This window comes from Ligilactobacillus faecis (assembly GCF_029889745.1).
Classification (GTDB): Bacteria; Bacillota; Bacilli; order Lactobacillales; family Lactobacillaceae; genus Ligilactobacillus; species Ligilactobacillus faecis.
This window is the reverse complement of the sequence record NZ_CP123639.1, coordinates 119,568-139,940: the sequence shown is the minus strand read 5'-3', so window position 1 is coordinate 139,940 and position 20,373 is coordinate 119,568. Positions and strand designations below refer to the sequence as shown.

Genomic DNA, 20,373 nt, shown 5'->3' with positions numbered 1-20,373 from the left:
AAGTCAAATATCAGCTATACTAATAAGAGTGAGGAATGAGAGAAAGGAGGGGCTATGCAATAATTTTGTATAGTGATCAGGAGTGAATAGTGAAAAAAAAGAACGTCGCGAAGCACAATTAGCCAAAAAAGCTGAGACGATCCGAGCATTTGCAAGTGAGATCATAGTTCAAAGTCCGACCCAGATCTTGATCGATGGTCATCCATATGTTTTAGAAAAAAATTACCGCAATGGGTTTGAAGTTGAAAAGTTAAAAGAACGTTTTAGTCAGATCTTGACTAAATATGATTATATTGTCGGCGATTGGGGCTATGATCAATTAAGATTACGCGGTTTTTATGCGACTGAAAGTACAAAAGGAACACCCGCTCAAAGGATCGAACGCTTACAAGATTATTTATATGAATATTGTAATTTTGGTTGTGCCTATTTTGTTTTGAAAAATTTAGATGTCCAAACACCAGTTACACCTAATAAAGCTAAAAATTCTAAACCGACGCGTAAACGTCGAAAAAATAAAAAATCAAAAATACAAAAGGCATATACGTCACAAAAAATTTTTGAACCGCAGAAAAAACAACGTGATACAAGCAAAAAATATATTGCCGATCAAGTAAAAACGAAGAAGCGTCGTTTTACGATCAGGCAAAAGCAAAATAAGGGGTAGTTTATTTATGAAAAAGTATGCTGGCTATATGATCGATCTAGATGGAACGATCTATCGGGGAAAGGAAAAGATCCCGGCGGCTAAAGATTTTATTGAACGTTTGCAAGCTAAAGAGATCCCATTTTTATTTGTGACTAACAATAGTACGCAGACGCCAGAAAAAGTAGTTGCTAATTTAGCCAAAAATTTTGATATTCATGTGACAGTCGATAATATCTATACGTCAGCTTTGGCAACGGCGGATTACTTACATGATCTGACTGCTAAGAAACAGACGGTTTATGTGATCGGTGAACTTGGCTTGAAGCAAGCATTATTAGCTAAAGGTTTTACTTTTGAGGAAGTGACTCCAGATTATGTCGTAGTTGGTCTAGATTATGATGTAACTTACCATAAATTTGAATTAGCGACACTTGCGATCAAACGTGGAGCGAAGTTTATCGGGACTAATGCAGATACCAATTTACCAAATGAACGTGGGCTTGTGCCTGGGGCAGGTTCGGTGATCGCATTGGTAGAGTGTGCTACGCAAATGAAAGCCAAGTATATTGGTAAACCAGAAGCGATCATCATGGATAAGGCATTGCAAAAAATGGGTCTGACTAAAGAACAAGTTGCGATGGTCGGTGATAACTATATGACAGATATCCAAGCTGGGATAAATTGTGGGATCGATACGATCCTTGTATATACAGGTGTCTCAACTAAAGAGCAAGTAGCCACAAAAGAGATCAAACCGACATACGAGTTAGATTCTCTTGCTGAGATCGAGATCTAATGGTAAAAGTTCGAGCGACTGAATTTTTTTACCAGACGATGACGTTACTTTGGATCATCACCTTTTGTATTGCCTTCACGATCAATTTTCGTCCATTGTACTGGTGGTTTGTTGAACATGAACAGTTGGCTTCATTGCTTGATTTATCGTCTGTCACTTTAAAACAGATGTATCAGACGTTATTAGCATATTTAAATTATCCTTGGATCTCAAAACTGACTTTGGATATTTCGATCTCTTATGATGCGATGCGACATTTTGAGGATGTAAAACGCCTTTTCTTAATAAATTATAGTTTGTTGTTTATAACAACAGTTCCAACTTGGTATTATTTGACAAATTTGATCAAGCAAAAAAAGGTTTGGATCTTACGGCAAAAGATCGTTTTATGTCTTTATGTCTTAAGTATTATTTTAGTTTGTCTAGTTTTAGACTTTGAACGTTTTTTTGTCTTTTTTCACAAGCTCTTATTTACCGAGCAAAATTGGATCTTTGATCCCCAGATCGATCCGATCATCTTAGTCTTGCCAAGTGATTTTTTCTTAGCTTGCTTTGTTCTATTTATCGTCCTTTTTGTAGGGATACTACTTTTTTTCCTCTATCTTGGGAAAAAACAGTTAAAACAGCTTTCATAAAAAAGTAGCTCGAAAAACTAAAATTAGTTTTCAAGCTACTTTTTTTGAGTTATAGAACAGTACCAAACTGTCTATGATTTTTATTTATTTTTAGAAAATTTTGAATGAAGAGCCCCTACGATCGCGGGAATGAGAGAAACACAAATGATCCCGATAATGATCAGAGAGAAATGTTCTTTGACAACAGGGAAGTTTCCAAAGAAATATCCACCACCACAGCATAAGATGACCCAAGCTGTAGCCCCTAAAATACAGTAGCGAATAAAAATGTTGTATTTACCACCACTACCGCCGTAAACAAACGGAGACATCGTCCGAATGATCGGCATAAATCGTGCTAGGGAGATCGCGATCCCACCATGTTTTTCGAAAAAGGCCTCAGTTCGTTTGAGGTCGCTTTCTTTGATAAAACGACCAAAAAAAGCATGTCTGGTCAAACGCTGACCGATTTTTTGCCCGATAAAAAAGTTTAGCGAATCGCCGGCGACAGCAGCAAACCAAAAGAGAAAGACAAAGACCCAAACATTTAAGTGATATTCAGGATTTGCGGCCATCGCACAAGCGGCAAAAAGCAAAGAATCGCCAGGTAAGAAAGGCATGATGACTGCACCAGTTTCGATAAAGATGATCGCAAATAAGATCAAGTAAGTCCAGTTACCAAAAGTATTGACGATCTCAACTAGATGGGCATCGATGTGTAAAATAAAATCAATTAAAAACGACATATGCAACTATAATGTTTTTTGTGGGAAGTGAAAGTCCAAAAACATTATTCCTTTCGTGTTTTAACGCTTGATCGTTGAGGAGCCCACGATTTGACTTTCGCACCTCTATACAATAATATACTACAAATTATGAGGAAACGCTCTAAGGTTTATCACTTTCAGCTTTGAATTTTTTGATCAATTGTGTGCTATGGGCAGGCTGGCGTTTTTCAGGATAGATCGCTAAGAGTGCATTGTTAACTGCACTAGGTGCTTCTCCAAATCCAGTTGCGATTAAATTGATCTTTCCTGGGTGATAGGCGATATCGCCGATCGCATAAACTTGTGCAAGCGATGTTTCATGTTGATCGTTGACTTGGATCTCACGTTGGTGTAAAGCAAGATCCCAAGAATTGATCAGTTTAGGATCAGAAGTGAAACCATAATTTACAAGCAAGTGATCGACATAAATTTCTTTTTGTGGAGCTGTTTTACTTTTTAGTTGCATTTTTAATTTATTATCGACTTGTGAAAGATCAGCGATCAAGTAAGGTGTTTGAAAATTAGTCTTAGTTTGCTTAAGCGCTTCTAAATTAGCTTCAAGTGCTCGGAATTTATCGCGTCGATGGATAAGGTGGAGCGAGCGGACGCTAGGAACCAATTCAAGGGCCCAATCGATCGCGGAATCCCCTCCGCCTGCGATCGCGATGTCTTGTCCCTGAAAAATACTAGGATCTTTGATGAAATAATGTAAATTTCTTCCTTCAAAAGAAGTAGCATTTTCTAATGTGAGTTTGCGTGGTTCAAAAGCTCCAGCACCGGTAGCGATAATGATCGTTTTAGAGTATGTTATACGTTTGGAAGTTGTGATCTTAAATCCAGCCGAAGTTTTAACAAAACTTTGAACTGTCTCACCTAAAAAAATATCTGGGGCAAAAGTCTCTAACTGTTGTTTTAAATTAGAGATGAGCTCTTCGCCCGTTATAGCTGGATAACCAGGGATGTCATAAATTTTTTTAGCTGGAAAAAGTGTAGCGACTTGACCGCCTAATTGATCTAAACTTTCGATGATCTGGGTCTTAGCAAGACGCATGCGGGCATATGTTGCGGCAAACATGCCGACTGGACCTCCGCCGATGATCGTAATGTCATAGTATTCTGGTTGTGTCATAGCTTTATCCTTTCATAAGGTCATTACTTCTAAAAATAAAGACCATACATATTTAAGAGATACGTGATCCATTCTTAATGATAGCTAACTAAAAAAAATGTGGCAATACTCTTTAGGTATTTTCAAAAGATAGGTAGGACTTATCTAAGAACAAAACTAGCCAATTTAAAAACATTATAGTAAGATACGTTATGATGTCATATCTATAAGAAAGAAATGTCTAAAGTAGATAATATAATATCTAACTAAAAAAAGAGAAGGAGCAAGGTAAACTTTCTTGATCTTTGTTTGCTATATGGAAGACCTTTAGACTTTACCTATATAACATGAAATATATACAAACAGAACCGCAAAAGTTAAAAGCAGATGCTGCGATCAAAACTAATTTAGGGACGATCAAAGTTGCGCTATTTCCACAATATGCTCCCAAAGCAGTCGAAAATTTCGTTTCTTTAGCTAAGAAAGGTTATTACGATGGGGTCATTTTTCATCGTGTGATCGCAGATTTTATGATCCAAACGGGTGACCCAACTGGTACAGGGATGGGCGGTAAAAGTATTTATGGAAAAGAATTTGAGGATGAGTTCTCGCAAGAATTATTTAATGTGCGCGGGGCGCTTTCTATGGCGAATGCAGGTCCTAATACAAATGGAAGCCAGTTCTTTATCGTACAAAATAAAAAGTTGGCACAAGATATGTTAGAACAAGTTAAACAGGTCTATCCTGAAGAAGTGGTCGTAACATATGAAAATGGTGGTACGCCTTGGTTGGATGGGCGCCATACAGTATTTGGACAAGTTGTCTCTGGGATGGATGTAGTAGATAAGATCGCCATGGTCAAGACTGGTTGGGGAGATAAACCTAAAAAAGATGTCGTGATCGAAACGATCGAGATCATATAAGGATATGGGATAGATTATGGAAATAGATTATCGGATCGGGATGGTACTTGAAGGGCGAGTGACAGGTATCCAGCCATATGGTGCATTTGTTGCCTTAGATGAAGAGACTCAAGGCTTGATCCATATTTCAGAGTGTCATCATGGCTTTGTTGAAGATATCCAGAAGTATTTAGAAGTCGGGCAAAAGATCAAGGTAATGATCATTGATATTGATGAATATACTAAAAAGATCTCTCTTTCTGTCAGGTGCTTGGAAAAGCCGTTTGATTTTTCTAAACCTAAATACACTCGTTATCAACATAAAAAATATTGGACAAGCCGCCATGTATATGAGGGATTTACGCCGATCAAACAGCGGTTAGATCATTGGGTCGATGAGGCTTTGGCTGATATTTCAAAAGGTAAATAAGATCAAAAAGTAGAAATTTTTTAATTTCTACTTTTTTTGAAAAAAATTATTGACGATAGTTATAAAAGCTTGTTATACTATAAAAGTTGCTGATGCAGAGCAGTTATCAAAAATATAATTAAAAAAGATGTTGACATTGAGTTTGATCACATGATATTATATTTAAGCTGACTTGTTACAGCATAACAAATAAATTATTTTCTTATTGACAAGAGTTAATGCTTTTGATAAGATAAATAAGTCGTCTGAAAAAACTTCTTAAAAATATTTTAAAAAGTTTTTGACAGATAATTGATGATATGATATAATGATTATGTTGATTGTATCTATCAAGTAGATCTTTGAAAACTGAACAAAGTTTCGATAAGCAAATGTGCAGGGTCTCTTATCTAAGCGATAAGAGCAAATAAACATTTTGCGAAGTCAATTCGCTAGTAAAAATAAAGAGTCACAAACTTTAAATTGAGAGTTTGATCCTGGCTCAGGATGAACGCTGGCGGCGTGCCTAATACATGCAAGTCGAACGAAACTTCTTTATCACCGAGTGCTTGCACTCACCGATAAAGAGTTGAGTGGCGAACGGGTGAGTAACACGTGGGCAACCTGCCCGAAAGAGGGGGATAACACTTGGAAACAGGTGCTAATACCGCATAACCATGAACACCGCATGGTGTTTATGTGAAAGGTGGTTTCGGCTACCGCTTTCGGATGGGCCCGCGGCGCATTAGCTAGTTGGTGGGGTAAAGGCTTACCAAGGCAATGATGCGTAGCCGAACTGAGAGGTTGATCGGCCACATTGGGACTGAGACACGGCCCAAACTCCTACGGGAGGCAGCAGTAGGGAATCTTCCACAATGGGCGAAAGCCTGATGGAGCAACGCCGCGTGGGTGAAGAAGGTCTTCGGATCGTAAAACCCTGTTGTCAGAGAAGAAAGTGCATGAGAGTAACTGTTCATGTTTCGACGGTATCTGACCAGAAAGCCACGGCTAACTACGTGCCAGCAGCCGCGGTAATACGTAGGTGGCAAGCGTTATCCGGATTTATTGGGCGTAAAGGGAACGCAGGCGGTCTTTTAAGTCTGATGTGAAAGCCTTCGGCTTAACCGGAGTAGTGCATTGGAAACTGGGAGACTTGAGTGCAGAAGAGGAGAGTGGAACTCCATGTGTAGCGGTGAAATGCGTAGATATATGGAAGAACACCAGTGGCGAAAGCGGCTCTCTGGTCTGTAACTGACGCTGAGGTTCGAAAGCGTGGGTAGCAAACAGGATTAGATACCCTGGTAGTCCACGCCGTAAACGATGAATGCTAAGTGTTGGAGGGTTTCCGCCCTTCAGTGCTGCAGTTAACACAATAAGCATTCCGCCTGGGGAGTACGACCGCAAGGTTGAAACTCAAAGGAATTGACGGGGGCCCGCACAAGCGGTGGAGCATGTGGTTTAATTCGAAGCAACGCGAAGAACCTTACCAGGTCTTGACATCTTCTGACAATCCTAGAGATAGGACTTTTTCTTCGGAAACAGAATGACAGGTGGTGCATGGTTGTCGTCAGCTCGTGTCGTGAGATGTTGGGTTAAGTCCCGCAACGAGCGCAACCCTTGTTGTTAGTTGCCAGCATTTAGTTGGGCACTCTAGCAAGACTGCCGGTGACAAACCGGAGGAAGGTGGGGATGACGTCAAATCATCATGCCCCTTATGACCTGGGCTACACACGTGCTACAATGGACGGTACAACGAGTCGCAAGACCGCGAGGTTTAGCAAATCTCTTAAAGCCGTTCTCAGTTCGGATTGTAGGCTGCAACTCGCCTACATGAAGTCGGAATCGCTAGTAATCGCGGATCAGCATGCCGCGGTGAATACGTTCCCGGGCCTTGTACACACCGCCCGTCACACCATGAGAGTTTGTAACACCCAAAGCCGGTGGGGTAACCTTTTGGAGCCAGCCGTCTAAGGTGGGACAGATGATTGGGGTGAAGTCGTAACAAGGTAGCCGTAGGAGAACCTGCGGCTGGATCACCTCCTTTCTAAGGATATTACGGAAACCTGCACTTTATCTGAAACTTTGTTTAGTTTTGAGAGGTCTACTCTCAAACTTGTTCTTTGAAAACTAGATAATATCTTTTATTTCTTTGTTAATTAAAATAACCGAGAACACCGCGTTTTAAAGAGTTTAAAACAAATTAGTTTGTATCGCTAAACTCATAACCATTATCGTAAGATAATTTAGGTTAAGTTATTAAGGGCGCATGGTGGATGCCTTGGCACTAGGAGCCGATGAAGGACGTGACTAACTGCGATATGCTTCGGGGAGTTGTAAGTAAACTGTGATCCGGAGATCTCCGAATGGGGAAACCCAATAGGTTTTATCGCCTATTATCGCTGAGTGAATACATAGCTCAGTTGAAGGTAGACGCGGGGAACTGAAACATCTAAGTACCCGCAGGAAGAGAAAGAAAATTCGATTCCCTGAGTAGCGGCGAGCGAAAAGGGAACAGCCCAAACCAAGAAGCTTGCTTCTTGGGGTTGTAGGACTGAACATTTGAGTTACCAAGAAACGAAGTAGTTGAATGATCTGGGAAGATCAGCCAGAGAAGGTGATAGCCCTGTAAGCGAAACTTCGTTTCCTCAGTTCAGGATCCTGAGTACGGCGGAACACGTGAAACTCCGTCGGAATCCGGGAGGACCATCTCCCAAGGCTAAATACTCCCTAGTGACCGATAGTGAACCAGTACCGTGAGGGAAAGGTGAAAAGCACCCCGGGAGGGGAGTGAAATAGTTCCTGAAACCATGTGCCTACAAGTAGTCAGAGCCCGTTAATGGGTGATGGCGTGCCTTTTGTAGAATGAACCGGCGAGTTACGTTAGCGTGCGAGGTTAAGGCGAAAAGGCCGGAGCCGTAGCGAAAGCGAGTCTGAATAGGGCGTTTGAGTACGTTGACGTAGACCCGAAACCAGGTGACCTACCCATGTCCAGGTTGAAGGTGCGGTAAGACGCACTGGAGGACCGAACCCGTGTATGTTGAAAAATGCTGGGATGAGGTGTGGGTAGAGGTGAAATTCCAAACGAACTTGGAGATAGCTGGTTCTCTCCGAAATAGCTTTAGGGCTAGCCTCGGAGTTAAGGATCGTGGAGGTAGAGCACTGTTTGGACTAGGGGCCCGTCTTGGGTTACTGAATTCAGATAAACTCCGAATGCCACAGATCTATATCCGGGAGTCAGACTGCGAGTGATAAGATCCGTAGTCGAAAGGGAAACAGCCCAGACCACCGATTAAGGTCCCTAAATATGTGTTAAGTGGAAAAGGATGTGGAATTGCACAGACAACTAGGATGTTGGCTTAGAAGCAGCCACCATTTAAAGAGTGCGTAATAGCTCACTAGTCGAGTGATCCTGCGCCGAAAATGTAACGGGGCTAAACACATTACCGAAATCGTGGATGCAACTTAGTTGCATGGTAGGAGAGCGTTCTAAGGGCAACGAAGCTAGACCGTAAGGACTGGTGGAGCGCTTAGAAGTGAGAATGCCGGTATGAGTAGCGAAAGATCAGTGAGAATCTGGTCCACCGTATGACTAAGGTTTCCTGGGGAAGGCTCGTCCTCCCAGGGTTAGTCGGGACCTAAGCCGAGGCCGAGAGGCGTAGGCGATGGATAACAGGTTGAGATTCCTGTACTGGTCTGATCTGTTTGAACGATGGAGGGACGCAGGAGGCTAGAGATGCGTGCTGTTGGATATGCACGTCCAAGCAATAAGTCTGTTAAAGAGTCAAATGCTTTTTAGCTTAAGGACAAGTTGTGATGGGGAGCGAAATTAAAGTAGCGAAGTGATCGATGTCACACTGCCGAGAAAAGCTTCTAGTTAGGATCAGACCACCCGTACCGCAAACCGACACAGGTAGTCGAGGCGAGTAGCCTCAGGTGAGCGAGAGAACTCTCGTTAAGGAACTCGGCAAAATGACCCCGTAACTTCGGGAGAAGGGGTGCTGCACAATGTGCAGCCGCAGTGAATAGGCCCAGGCGACTGTTTATCAAAAACACAGGTTTCTGCAAAATCGTAAGATGAAGTATAGGGGCTGACGCCTGCCCGGTGCTGGAAGGTTAAGAGGATGGGTTAGCACCCTCGGGTGCGAAGCTCAGAATTGAAGCCCCAGTAAACGGCGGCCGTAACTATAACGGTCCTAAGGTAGCGAAATTCCTTGTCGGGTAAGTTCCGACCCGCACGAAAGGCGTAACGATCTGGGCACTGTCTCAACGAGAGACTCGGTGAAATTATAATACCCGTGAAGATGCGGGTTACCCGCGACAGGACGGAAAGACCCCATGGAGCTTTACTGTAGCTTGATATTGGGTGTTTGTACAACTTGTACAGGATAGGTAGGAGCCGTTGAAGTCGGAACGCTAGTTTCGATCGAGGCGCTGGTGGGATACTACCCTCGTTGTATGAACACTCTAACCCTCATCACTGATCGTGATGGGAGACAGTGTCAGGTGGGCAGTTTGACTGGGGCGGTCGCCTCCTAAAAGGTAACGGAGGCGCCCAAAGGTTCCCTCAGAATGGTTGGAAATCATTCGCAGAGTGTAAAGGCATAAGGGAGCTTGACTGCGAGACCTACAAGTCGAGCAGGGACGAAAGTCGGGCTTAGTGATCCGGTGGTTCCGCATGGAAGGGCCATCGCTCAACGGATAAAAGCTACCCTGGGGATAACAGGCTTATCTCCCCCAAGAGTCCACATCGACGGGGAGGTTTGGCACCTCGATGTCGGCTCATCGCATCCTGGGGCTGTAGTCGGTCCCAAGGGTTGGGCTGTTCGCCCATTAAAGCGGTACGCGAGCTGGGTTCAGAACGTCGTGAGACAGTTCGGTCCCTATCCGTCGCGGGCGTAGGAAATTTGAGAGGATCTGTCCTTAGTACGAGAGGACCGGGATGGACATACCGCTGGTGTACCAGTTGTTCTGCCAAGGGCATCGCTGGGTAGCTATGTATGGATGAGATAAACGCTGAAAGCATCTAAGTGCGAAACTCACCTCGAGATAAGATTTCCCATTCCTTTATGGAAGTAAGACCCCTGAGAGATGATCAGGTAGATAGGATGGAAGTGGAAGTGCGGTGACGCATGGAGCGGACCATTACTAATCGGTCGAGGACTTAACCAAGTCAAAAACGCAGTTTTCGAGAAGAGAAGATATTGTCTAGTTTTGAGAGAACAAGGTTCTCAAAAAATAAGTGTGGTGGCGATAGCACAAAGGCTACACCTGTTCCCATTCCGAACACAGAAGTTAAGCTTTGTCACGCCGAGAGTAGTTAGGGGATCGCCCCTTGCGAGGGTAGGAAGTTGCCACGCTATCATTATGGAGGATTAGCTCAGTTGGGAGAGCGTCTGCCTTACAAGCAGAGGGTCACAGGTTCGAGCCCTGTATCCTCCATCATGAGTCGTTAGCTCAGTCGGTAGAGCATCTGACTTTTAATCAGAGGGTCGACAGTTCGAGCCTGTCACGACTCATAAAAAACATTTGACAATATTTTATAAATGTTATAGAATAATTAAGTCGCTTGTTTAGCGCCGACTTAGCTCAGCTGGCAGAGCATCTGATTTGTAATCAGAGGGTCGGAGGTTCGAATCCTCTAGTCGGCACCATTAATGCGGAAGTAGTTCAGTGGTAGAACACCACCTTGCCATGGTGGGGGTCGCGGGTTCGAATCCCGTCTTCCGCTTAGATCATTAAGATCTTGCCGGGGTGGCGGAACTGGCAGACGCACAGGACTTAAAATCCTGCGGTGAGTGATCACCGTACCGGTTCGATTCCGGTCCTCGGCATTAATTTAATATTATGCACCCATAGCGCAACTGGATAGAGTGTCTGACTACGAATCAGAAGGTTGCAGGTTCGACTCCTGCTGGGTGCATATATCGGGAAATAGCTCAGCTTGGTAGAGCACCTGGTTTGGGACCAGGGGGTCGCAGGTTCGAATCCTGTTTTCCCGATTGGACGAAAGTTCACCATATCGCGGTGTAGCTCAGCTGGCTAGAGCGTCCGGTTCATACCCGGGAGGTCGGGGGTTCGATCCCCTCCGCCGCGATTTACGTACTAGTGCCTCGGACCTTTAGCTCAGTTGGTCAGAGCAGACGGCTCATAACCGTCCGGTCGTAGGTTCGAGTCCTACAAGGTCCATATGATCTTTTTCATTGGATCAGAGTATGTAACAATTATTTATGGAGGATTACCCAAGTATGGCTGAAGGGAACGGTCTTGAAAACCGTCAGGTGGGTCAAACCACGCAAGAGTTCGAATCTCTTATCCTCCTTTTCATTATCGCGGGATGGAGCAGTCTGGTAGCTCGTCGGGCTCATAACCCGAAGGTCGTAGGTTCAAATCCTGCTCCCGCAATTATGGTCCTATGGTGTAGGGGTTATCACGCCTGCCTGTCACGCAGGAGATCACCGGTTCAAATCCGGTTAGGACCGTTAATATGGCTCGGTAGCTCAGTCGGTAGAGCAAAGGATTGAAGCTCCTTGTGTCGGCGGTTCGATTCCGTCCCGCGCCATTTAAGAATTTATGCGGGTGTAGTTTAGTGGTAAAACCACAGCCTTCCAAGCTGTTGTCGCGAGTTCGATTCTCGTCACCCGCTTATATGGGCCTATAGCTCAGCTGGTTAGAGCGCACGCCTGATAAGCGTGAGGTCGGTGGTTCGAGTCCACTTAGGCCCATCTTGGAGAAGTACTCAAGTGGCTGAAGAGGCGCCCCTGCTAAGGGTGTAGGTCGGTAACACGGCGCGAGGGTTCAAATCCCTCCTTCTCCGTTGAATTATGGCCCGTTGGTCAAGTGGTTAAGACACCGCCCTTTCACGGCGGTAACATGGGTTCAAATCCCGTACGGGTCATTTAAATATTTTTTCATTATCGCGGGATGGAGCAGTCTGGTAGCTCGTCGGGCTCATAACCCGAAGGTCGTAGGTTCAAATCCTGCTCCCGCAATTATGGTCCTATGGTGTAGGGGTTATCACGCCTGCCTGTCACGCAGGAGATCACCGGTTCAAATCCGGTTAGGACCGTTGTGACTTTATATTTTAGCTGCCGTAAGGTAGCTTTTTTTATGGAAGTTGCTAAAATTTTATTTTACAATACTAGGGACTTTTAGTATAATTAAGTTATTGTGATGGCGATAGTGGCGAAGTGGTTAACGCACCGGATTGTGGCTCCGGCACGCGTGGGTTCGATCCCCATCTATCGCCTTTGATGCCGGTGTGGCGGAATTGGCAGACGCGCTGGACTCAAAATCCAGTGTCCGTTGAGGACGTATCGGTTCGACCCCGATCACCGGTATTCATATATATTCTAAAAAGGACAAGGAAACTCACCCTTGTCCTTTTTTTATGTAATAATAATAAGTTGACTCAGGCTCTGCTTGTGATAGAATTAAAACGTTACAACTCACTCATTCCCGATAGGATTCACTATCTAGTGAAGATGCCTTGTAACCACAAATGATGAAATGGGGGAATCAAGAATGTCAGAAAGACATTTATTTACATCAGAATCAGTTTCTGAAGGACATCCAGATAAAATTGCTGATCAAATCAGTGATGCGATCTTAGACGCATTATTAGAAAAAGATCCGAATGCGCGTGTAGCGGCAGAAACAACAGTTACAACAGGTCTTGTAGTTGTTGTTGGTGAGATATCGACAAGTAAATATGTTGATATTCAAAAAGTCGTTCGTGATACGATCAAGGAAATCGGCTATACGGATGGAAAATACGGCTTTGACGGAGATAATTGTGCTGTCTTAACGGCTATCGATGAACAATCAGCTGATATTGCTCTGGGCGTTGATAATGCTCTTGAAACCAAAGAGGGCAAAACTGATCCGTTAGATCAAATCGGTGCCGGAGATCAAGGGTTGATGTTTGGTTATGCGATCAATGAAACGCCAGAATTGATGCCATTACCGATCGCCTTAAGTCATCGTTTGATGCGTAAGATCGCACAAGTTCGTAAAACTGGCGAGTTAAGTTATTTAGGACCTGACGCTAAAGCTCAAGTTACGGTCGAATACGATGATAACGGTGTACCAGTTCGTGTTGATACAGTTGTATTATCTACACAACATAGCGAAGATGTTGAACTTGATCAGATCCGTCAAGATATGTTAGAAAAAGTTATTTCGCAAGAGATACCAGCCGAGTTGTTAGATGAAAAAACGAAATACTTTATTAATCCGACCGGACGCTTTGTGATCGGCGGACCTCAAGGTGATGCTGGATTAACTGGTCGTAAGATCATTGTAGATACTTATGGAGGTTTTGCACATCACGGTGGTGGGGCTTTTTCTGGAAAAGATGCCACAAAAGTTGATCGCTCTGCTAGTTATGCTGCGCGCTATATCGCTAAAAATATCGTTGCAGCTGGGATCGCTTCTCGAGTTGAAGTTCAGATCGCCTATGCGATCGGTGTAGCTCAACCAGTTTCGATCTCAGTTGATACTTTTGGAACTTCTAAAGTAAGTGATGAACGTTTAGTTGAAGCGATCCGAAAAATATTTGATCTACGTCCAGCCGGGATCATTGAGATGCTTGATCTACGTCGTCCGATCTATAAGCAAACTGCTGCTTATGGTCACTTTGGAAGAACGGATATCGAGCTCCCATGGGAAAAGACAGATAAGGTAGACAGCTTAAACAAAGAATTAGGTTTAGCATAAATATTGGGTATCCGTCAACTGATATGGATATTCCTACAAACACTTCCTACAATAGAATTGTGGGGAGTGTTTTTTTACGCAAATATACAATCAATTCGTAAAAAGAAAAATTGTTGATTAGCAAAACCGTAACAACTTCGTTTTAAGAGTTTGATCTTTCGATTGATACCCTCCAAAGGACCATTGGAATATATTGAAGTTACGCTATTTATTAGATAGCTGCGATTTTTACGGAAAGTACGAATGGTCGTATCCATCTCTGTATTGGTGCGCTCATAACTATCAAGAACCTCATTCAAAGTAGTAATGTCTTTATTCTTCAAAGCTAAGGTAATATCTTGGTAAGTCTGATAAACTATTTTGAATTTAGAAAATTTATTGATGATCAAGTCGATCGCATTCTGTTGAGTCATATATTCATTGATTCCCCTAAGATAGACAACATTTTTAGGGTCGATCTCATCAGATTTTTTATGGAATAAACGCCACTGTGATTTGAGGATCTTATATTCTCGACTATGCTTATTGAGCGACCTAGTGAGAGCGATTCGACAACTGTCTAAAGCACGTCCGGCTAGCTGAACGATATGAAATCGATCAATAATAATCTTGGCATTCGGGAAAAGTCGTCGAATGAAACGCTGGTATTGAGCGTTTAAATCAATGACGACCGATTCCACTTGATCACGTTCAAACTTTGAGTAACGATTTTCAAAATAATTGATAATGGTAGAAGATAGTCTATCTGGGAGTTTAGCAACTAACCTATGAGTTTGTGCATCACAACAGATAAAAGAAGTTGTATTTTTAATCGAACGAAATTCATCAAAACAAAGATTCTTGGGCAAAACAGGTACTCGATATTGAGGTTTGATCCGTTCGACAATAGTTCTTCGAACACTACTAGCAGAGCAATGACAGATGCGAGCGATAAGTTCACCGTTCAAACCTTCCCTAGCTAATAACATGATCTGATTTTTTAGTTTACGAGAAAGAGTTTGATTAGGCTTAGTCAATTCAGAGGTCGCACCGAAAGTTGTGCGACAATTTTTACATTGATAGCGTTGTTTATGAAGGATCATTTCATAACGTATACCGTTTAAACTTGGTAAACGTACGTGAGCTTTAGCGAAACCATTTTTATTAACAGTGGCAAAGCCACAATTTCGACAACGGCTGATAGGATAAGATAGTACAGCTTTGATCAAAACTAATTTCTCTGTGCCATTATTTAAATTATCGATAACATCAATAACTTTGAGATTAGGGTCTTTAATATTTAGAAGTTTTAGTATACAATCGTTATGGGACATTTAAATTCTCTCCTTTACGTGGTTTGTGGTGAATTCATTGTATAATGAGAGGGCATTAAATGTCCTTTTTTTTGCGCAAAAAAACTGGTATGGAATTTTTCATCCATACCAGAAAGTGTATACCCTAAATATTTTAAATGAGCGCCTGTAAGAAGGACGCTCATTTTTATTTGCAAGAAATGTAAACTCTTACTTGGTGAGTGAAAAAGCTAGCATCAAAAGTCTTTTGAATATATAATCGAAGTATAGTTTTTATTATTTTAGTAATTATTTAAAATTGTAAGGAGGAGAAGCTTTGAAAAGCAGAAAGCAGCGGATCGATAGTCAAAAGCAACAGCTATTATCACAAAACCTTCGTTCTGTAAAAAGAGTGACAACTTATTTAGGAACAACATTTTTGATGGGGGCGGCAGGTTTTTCATTAAATAAAGAAAAAGCTCAAGCTGATACTGTTCAAGTTGATCAAAATAATATATCAAGTTTGAATAACACTACAACAAATAACACAAATAACACTACTTCAACTGCGTCTTCGGAGGTCTCGACAGTTACTACACCACAAACTGTTAATGTTCCTACAACTTATGCAAGTAACGTTCAAACATTCTTACAAAACATTGCTGGTTCTGCACAACAAGTAGCTCAACAAAGAGGTCTATATGCTTCTTTGATGATCGCACAAGCAGCACTTGAAAGTGGTTGGGGAGGAAGTTATCTTTCAACTTCTGCTTATAATTTGTTTGGAGTTAAATGGTCAGGTGCTGGTGCATATATCGAGTTGCCGACCCAAGAATATTATAATGGTTCGTACCAAACTGTTTATGATAAATTTCAACGTTATTCAAGTTATGCCGAATCATTAAATGGTTACGCTAATGTAATAACTTCTCGGTTCCCTAATTCGACTCGTGCTAATGCAGCAAATTATCAGATCGCAGCTCATAATCTTCGTAACGGAGTTTATGGTACATATGCAACTGCACCTGATTACGCTGAAAAACTGATCCGTGTGATCGAGACTTATAATTTAACAGCTTATGATATAGGTGGGCAAAGTCAAAGTACAGAAAATAATGTTCAAAGTCAACCACAACCTTCTGAGCAAGAAACACGACCCCAAACGACAGGGACTTATACAGTCAAGGCAGGCGACAACCTATATCGGATCGCATTAGCACACTCGATGAGTGTGCAAGCATTGAAGAGTTTGAATAACTTGAGTAGTAACATGATCTATGTCGGTCAAAGCTTAAAAGTCAGTGGTCAACCGCAAACATCAAACCAAAACCAAAATCAGACTCAAAGTCAACCACGACCTTCTGAGCAAGAAACACGACCACAAGCGACAGGGACTTATACAGTCAAGGCAGGCGATAACTTATATCGGATCGCATTAGCCCACTCGATGAGCGTGCAAGCATTGAAGAGTTTGAATAACTTGAGTAGTAACATGATCTATGTCGGTCAAAGCTTAAAAGTCAGTGGTCAGCCGCAAACATCAAACCAAAACCAAAATCAGACTCAAAGTCAACCACAACCTTCTGCTCAAGAAACACGACCACAAGCGACAGGAACTTATACAGTCAAGGCAGGCGATAACTTATATCGGATCGCATTAGCCCACTCGATGAGCGTGCAAGCATTGAAGAGTTTGAATAACTTGAGTAGTAACATGATCTATGTCGGTCAAAGCTTAAAAGTCAGTGGTCAACCGCAAACATCAAACCAAAACCAAAATCAGACTCAAAGTCAGCCACGACCTTCTGAGCAAGAAACACGACCACAAGCGACAGGAACTTATACAGTTAAAGCTGGTGATTCATTATATCGGATCGCACGTGAGCATAATATGAGCTTACAAGCACTAAAAACTTTGAATGGTCTGAATAGTGATCTCATTTTACCTGGTCAAACGTTAAAAACGATTGGTGAAAGTAAAGTGACTCCCAATAAAACTACTCCGACTACAAGCAATGCTCAAGTAACTTCTAATAGTGGGTACGTAGTTAAAGCTGGTGATACTTTATGGTCGATCGCTAATGCCCACAAGATGACTTTAGCTACATTAAAGCGGTTGAATAATCTAAGTTCAGATATGATCTATGTCGGTCAAAATTTAAAAGTAGCTGCTTCTAATGAAAATAAGGTTACTCAAACTTCGAGTAATTCAGCTGAATATACAGTCAAAGCTGGTGATTCGTTATGGAAGATCGCCTCAAAAAATGCTACGACAGTTGATCGGATCAAAGCTTTGAATAGTTTGTCTTCGGATCTGATCTATATTGGCCAAAAGTTAAAATTACGCTAAAATCTACTTGAATTAGTGAGTCTGTTTTGCTAGTATAAGAGTTAAATATTAGAACGCTGAGAAGGAATAGTAGGAAAGCTAAAGTTTTTAAGAGAGCATGCGGTGCTGTGAGCATGTAACTTTTCTTTTTGAACTCACCTTTGAGTTTTCTGGTGAAATGCAAGTAGGCAGAGACGGGACTTCACGTTACGAAGATAAGAGTCAACATGATTGTTGGAATAATGGGTGGTACCGCGGAATTTTTCGTCCTATATGAGAATTTATTTCTCGTATAGGTTTTTTTATTTTCAAGAAAGGATCTTTTTTCAATATGGCTTACGATCACAAAAAAATTGAATCTAAGTGGCAACGCTACTGGGATGAGCATAAAACTTTCAAAACAACAGAAGATAAAGCTAAAAAGAATTACTATGCTTTAGATATGTTTCCATATCCATCTGGCCAAGGCTTACACGTTGGGCATCCGGAAGGCTATACTGCAACAGACATTATCTCACGGATGAAGCGGATGCAAGGTTATAATGTTTTACATCCAATGGGCTGGGATGCTTTTGGGCTACCTGCTGAGCAATATGCGCTAAAGACAGGAAATTCCCCGCGTGAATTTACAAAGAAAAATATCAATAACTTTAGACGTCAGATCAAATCTTTAGGGCTTTCATACGACTGGGATCGTGAAGTAAATACGACCGATCCTGCATATTACAAATGGACTCAATGGATCTTTGAACAACTTTACAAACGTGGTCTAGCTTATGAAGCTGAGATCCCAGTCAACTGGAGTCCAGATCTTGGCACAGTTGTTGCCAACGAAGAAGTTATCGATGGAAAGACAGAACGCGGTGGATTCCCAGTTATTCGCAAGCCAATGCGCCAATGGGTCTTAAAGATCACAGCTTATGCAGATCGTCTGATCGATGATCTTGATGATCTAGACTGGCCTGAAGCGATCAAAGAACAACAAAAAAATTGGATCGGACGCTCTGTTGGGGCAACGATCGATTTTAAAGTAGCTGATAAAGAGGCTGAAATTGAAGTCTTTACCACGCGTCCAGATACACTCTTTGGAACATCAGCGATCACGATCGCACCAGAACATGAATTAGTTGAAACTTTAACAACAGCTGACCAAAAAGAAGCTGTTGAAAAATACTTAGAAGAAGTTTCTCATAAATCAGATCTTGAACGCACAGATCTGGCTAAAGATAAAACAGGTGTCTTTACAGGAAGTTATGCGATCGATCCAGTTAATGGCGCTAAAGTTCCGATCTGGATCGCAGATTATGTTTTAGCTTCTTATGGTACTGGTGCAGTCATGGTCTCAGCAGCTCATGATCCTCGTGACTGGGAATTTGCTAAAAAATATGATATCCCAATGATCCAAGTGATCGCTGGGGGCGATATCACAAAAGAAGCGTATACTGGTGAAGGAAAATATATCAATTCAGGCTTTTTAGATGGATTAGAAGATAAAGAAAAAGCTATCGAATTGATGATCGAGTGGTTAAAAGAGCATCATGTTGGCGATAAGAAAGTCAATTATCGTCTCCGAGATTGGACTTTCTCACGTCAACGTTATTGGGGCGAACCGATCCCAGTCATTCATTGGGAAGATGGCGAAACAACACTTGTTCCAGAAGATGAATTACCACTTCTTTTGCCAAAATCAAATGACATCAAACCTTCTGGAACTGGAGAAAGTCCTTTGGCTAACCTAGAAGACTGGGTCAATGTCGTTGATGAAAATGGCCGTAAAGGTCGGCGAGAAACTAACACTATGCCACAATGGGCAGGAAGTTCATGGTACTTCTTGCGTTACATTGATCCACATAATAAAGATGTCATCGCTGATCCAGAAAAATTAAAAGAGTGGTTACCAGTCGATCTATACGTTGGTGGGGCAGAACATGCTGTGTTACACCTATTGTATGCTCGCTTCTGGCATAAATTCCTTTATGATCTTGGGGTCGTGCCAACGAAAGAACCATTCCAAAAATTGGTCAACCAAGGAATGATCCTTGGAAATAACCATGAAAAGATGTCTAAATCTAAAGGGAATGTTGTTAATCCAGACGATATCGTCGAAGAATATGGCGCAGATACTTTACGTCTTTATGAAATGTTTATGGGGCCACTTGATGCTTCGATCGCTTGGAGTGAAGACGGACTAAATGGGGCCAACAAATTTGTAAATCGCGTTTGGAATCTGATCATTGACGAAGAGGGACATTTACGTGATCGGATCACAACTATCAATGACGGTGATCTTGATCTTGTTTATAATCAAACTGTCAAGAAGGTAACTGAAGATTACGAAAAGCTCCACTTTAATACAGCGATCTCACAATTGATGGTCTTAGTAAATGAATTTTACAAAGCTGAAGCACTACCGCTTGAATATGTTGAAGGACTAGTCAAATTACTGGCTCCGATCACGCCACATATGGCGGAAGAACTTTGGAACCAACTGGGACATGAAGAAAGTTTAGCGTATGCTAGTTGGCCAACATATGACGAAACGAAACTTGTTGAAGATACAGTAGAGATCGTAGTTCAGATCAACGGAAAGATCCGTCAGAGATTAAATGTTTCTCGCGATGCTACAAAAGAACAACTTGAAGAAATAGCGTTAAACGATGAAAAGGTCAAAGAAGAACTTGCAGGAAAGACGCTTCGGCGCGTGATCGCTGTTCCAGGGAAATTGATCAATATCGTAGCAAATTAAGAACTAAAATACAGGTATCGCGTATACCTGTATTTTTTTTGTAATTGCGAATTTAGGTGAAATTCGA

The 20,373-nt window shown here is 42.1% G+C and carries 11 protein-coding genes, 21 tRNA genes, 3 rRNA genes, 1 riboswitch and 1 other annotated feature; of the genes, 32 read left to right on the top strand and 3 right to left on the bottom strand.

From position 1 onward, the window contains the following. Positions 1 to 82 precede the first annotated feature (82 nt). Genes QFX10_RS00715 through QFX10_RS00705 form a run of 3 tightly spaced genes read left to right on the top strand, consistent with a single transcriptional unit; the run spans position 83 to position 2,080 of the window. Entirely contained in the window at positions 83 to 667 is a 585-nt protein-coding gene (locus QFX10_RS00715) for a YutD family protein (RefSeq protein WP_280606356.1), read from the top strand. Positions 668 to 674: 7 nt separating this feature from the next. Continuing rightward, complete coding sequence (locus QFX10_RS00710; RefSeq protein WP_280606355.1) at positions 675 to 1,445, top strand: TIGR01457 family HAD-type hydrolase; 771 nt, start codon at positions 675 to 677, stop codon at positions 1,443 to 1,445. Next, positions 1,445 to 2,080: a TIGR01906 family membrane protein gene (locus tag QFX10_RS00705; RefSeq protein WP_280606354.1), complete on the top strand. Its 636-nt coding sequence runs from the start codon at positions 1,445 to 1,447 to the stop codon at positions 2,078 to 2,080. Before QFX10_RS00710 ends, QFX10_RS00705 begins: the two co-directional genes overlap by 1 nt. An 80-nt stretch (positions 2,081 to 2,160) precedes the next feature. Here QFX10_RS00705 and QFX10_RS00700 read toward each other — a convergent pair whose 3' ends face one another. Together QFX10_RS00700 and QFX10_RS00695 are read right to left on the bottom strand one after the other, a co-directional pair. After that, the gene (locus QFX10_RS00700; RefSeq protein WP_280606353.1) at positions 2,161 to 2,805 is read right to left on the bottom strand and encodes a VTT domain-containing protein; all 645 of its coding nucleotides are present in this window, start codon (positions 2,803 to 2,805) and stop codon (positions 2,161 to 2,163) included. A 142-nt stretch (positions 2,806 to 2,947) separates the two neighbouring features. Beyond that, complete coding sequence (locus tag QFX10_RS00695) at positions 2,948 to 3,955, bottom strand: NAD(P)/FAD-dependent oxidoreductase (RefSeq protein WP_280606352.1); 1,008 nt, start codon at positions 3,953 to 3,955, stop codon at positions 2,948 to 2,950. 326 nt (positions 3,956 to 4,281) lie between these two features. On the opposite strand from QFX10_RS00695, the gene QFX10_RS00690 reads away from it, so the two are divergent. From QFX10_RS00690 to metK, 27 genes are all read left to right on the top strand, one after another. Next, entirely contained in the window at positions 4,282 to 4,857 is a 576-nt protein-coding gene (locus QFX10_RS00690; protein WP_280606351.1) for a peptidylprolyl isomerase, read from the top strand. A gap of 16 nt (positions 4,858 to 4,873) precedes the next feature. Continuing rightward, positions 4,874 to 5,266: a CvfD/Ygs/GSP13 family RNA-binding post-transcriptional regulator gene (locus tag QFX10_RS00685; protein ID WP_280606350.1), complete on the top strand. Its 393-nt coding sequence runs from the start codon at positions 4,874 to 4,876 to the stop codon at positions 5,264 to 5,266. Positions 5,267 to 5,724: 458 nt separating this feature from the next. Next, a 16S ribosomal RNA gene (locus tag QFX10_RS00680) occupies positions 5,725 to 7,289 on the top strand. A 202-nt stretch (positions 7,290 to 7,491) separates the two neighbouring features. After that, a 23S ribosomal RNA gene (locus QFX10_RS00675) occupies positions 7,492 to 10,414 on the top strand. A 71-nt stretch (positions 10,415 to 10,485) separates the two neighbouring features. Continuing rightward, positions 10,486 to 10,602 (top strand): 5S ribosomal RNA (gene rrf, locus QFX10_RS00670). Together the 16S, 23S and 5S rRNA genes with 21 tRNA genes alongside form the textbook arrangement of a ribosomal RNA operon. 9 nt (positions 10,603 to 10,611) lie before the next feature. Next, positions 10,612 to 10,684: transfer RNA gene (locus QFX10_RS00665), tRNA-Val, on the top strand. A gap of 4 nt (positions 10,685 to 10,688) precedes the next feature. Further along, positions 10,689 to 10,761 (top strand) — tRNA-Lys (locus tag QFX10_RS00660). 59 nt (positions 10,762 to 10,820) lie between these two features. After that, a tRNA-Thr gene (locus tag QFX10_RS00655) sits at positions 10,821 to 10,896 on the top strand. A gap of 5 nt (positions 10,897 to 10,901) precedes the next feature. Next, a tRNA-Gly gene (locus QFX10_RS00650) sits at positions 10,902 to 10,973 on the top strand. Between the two features lie 17 nt (positions 10,974 to 10,990). Next, positions 10,991 to 11,076 (top strand) — tRNA-Leu (locus QFX10_RS00645). Between the two features lie 15 nt (positions 11,077 to 11,091). Further along, positions 11,092 to 11,165, top strand: a tRNA-Arg gene (locus tag QFX10_RS00640). Between the two features lie 5 nt (positions 11,166 to 11,170). Continuing rightward, positions 11,171 to 11,244, top strand: a tRNA-Pro gene (locus tag QFX10_RS00635). 21 nt (positions 11,245 to 11,265) lie between these two features. Next, positions 11,266 to 11,339 (top strand) — tRNA-Met (locus tag QFX10_RS00630). Positions 11,340 to 11,357: 18 nt separating this feature from the next. Continuing rightward, a tRNA-Ile gene (locus QFX10_RS00625) sits at positions 11,358 to 11,431 on the top strand. 43 nt (positions 11,432 to 11,474) lie between these two features. After that, positions 11,475 to 11,564: transfer RNA gene (locus tag QFX10_RS00620), tRNA-Ser, on the top strand. A 9-nt stretch (positions 11,565 to 11,573) separates the two neighbouring features. Beyond that, a tRNA-Met gene (locus tag QFX10_RS00615) sits at positions 11,574 to 11,647 on the top strand. Positions 11,648 to 11,651: 4 nt separating this feature from the next. Further along, positions 11,652 to 11,724 (top strand) — tRNA-Asp (locus tag QFX10_RS00610). Positions 11,725 to 11,731: 7 nt separating this feature from the next. After that, positions 11,732 to 11,804: transfer RNA gene (locus tag QFX10_RS00605), tRNA-Phe, on the top strand. Between the two features lie 13 nt (positions 11,805 to 11,817). Continuing rightward, positions 11,818 to 11,888 (top strand) — tRNA-Gly (locus tag QFX10_RS00600). Between the two features lie 5 nt (positions 11,889 to 11,893). After that, positions 11,894 to 11,967 (top strand) — tRNA-Ile (locus tag QFX10_RS00595). Between the two features lie 4 nt (positions 11,968 to 11,971). Then, a tRNA-Ser gene (locus tag QFX10_RS00590) sits at positions 11,972 to 12,059 on the top strand. 9 nt (positions 12,060 to 12,068) lie between these two features. After that, positions 12,069 to 12,140, top strand: a tRNA-Glu gene (locus tag QFX10_RS00585). 20 nt (positions 12,141 to 12,160) lie between these two features. Next, a tRNA-Met gene (locus QFX10_RS00580) sits at positions 12,161 to 12,234 on the top strand. 4 nt (positions 12,235 to 12,238) lie between these two features. Next, a tRNA-Asp gene (locus tag QFX10_RS00575) sits at positions 12,239 to 12,311 on the top strand. 107 nt (positions 12,312 to 12,418) lie between these two features. Further along, positions 12,419 to 12,491: transfer RNA gene (locus QFX10_RS00570), tRNA-His, on the top strand. Positions 12,492 to 12,497: 6 nt separating this feature from the next. Then, a tRNA-Leu gene (locus QFX10_RS00565) sits at positions 12,498 to 12,582 on the top strand. Between the two features lie 96 nt (positions 12,583 to 12,678). Further along, positions 12,679 to 12,769, top strand: a riboswitch (SMK box riboswitch). Beyond that, positions 12,767 to 13,960: a methionine adenosyltransferase gene (metK, locus tag QFX10_RS00560; protein WP_280606349.1), complete on the top strand. Its 1,194-nt coding sequence runs from the start codon at positions 12,767 to 12,769 to the stop codon at positions 13,958 to 13,960. Its footprint overlaps the riboswitch before it by 3 nt. 74 nt (positions 13,961 to 14,034) lie before the next feature. Here the strand turns inward: metK and QFX10_RS00555 are convergent, their stop codons facing one another. Then, entirely contained in the window at positions 14,035 to 15,273 is a 1,239-nt protein-coding gene (locus QFX10_RS00555; protein WP_280606192.1) for an ISL3 family transposase, read from the bottom strand. Between the two features lie 295 nt (positions 15,274 to 15,568). Between QFX10_RS00555 and QFX10_RS00550 the strand changes: the two genes are divergently transcribed. Both QFX10_RS00550 and leuS read left to right on the top strand, forming a co-directional pair. Continuing rightward, positions 15,569 to 17,581 (top strand): LysM peptidoglycan-binding domain-containing protein, encoded by a 2,013-nt coding sequence (locus QFX10_RS00550; protein WP_280606348.1) that lies wholly within the window; start codon positions 15,569 to 15,571, stop codon positions 17,579 to 17,581. 47 nt (positions 17,582 to 17,628) lie between these two features. Then, positions 17,629 to 17,835 (top strand) — a binding site (T-box leader). Positions 17,836 to 17,891: 56 nt separating this feature from the next. Continuing rightward, positions 17,892 to 20,306, top strand: a complete 2,415-nt coding sequence (gene leuS / locus QFX10_RS00545) for a leucine--tRNA ligase (protein WP_280606347.1) — start codon at positions 17,892 to 17,894, stop codon at positions 20,304 to 20,306. Positions 20,307 to 20,373: the final 67 nt, after the last annotated feature.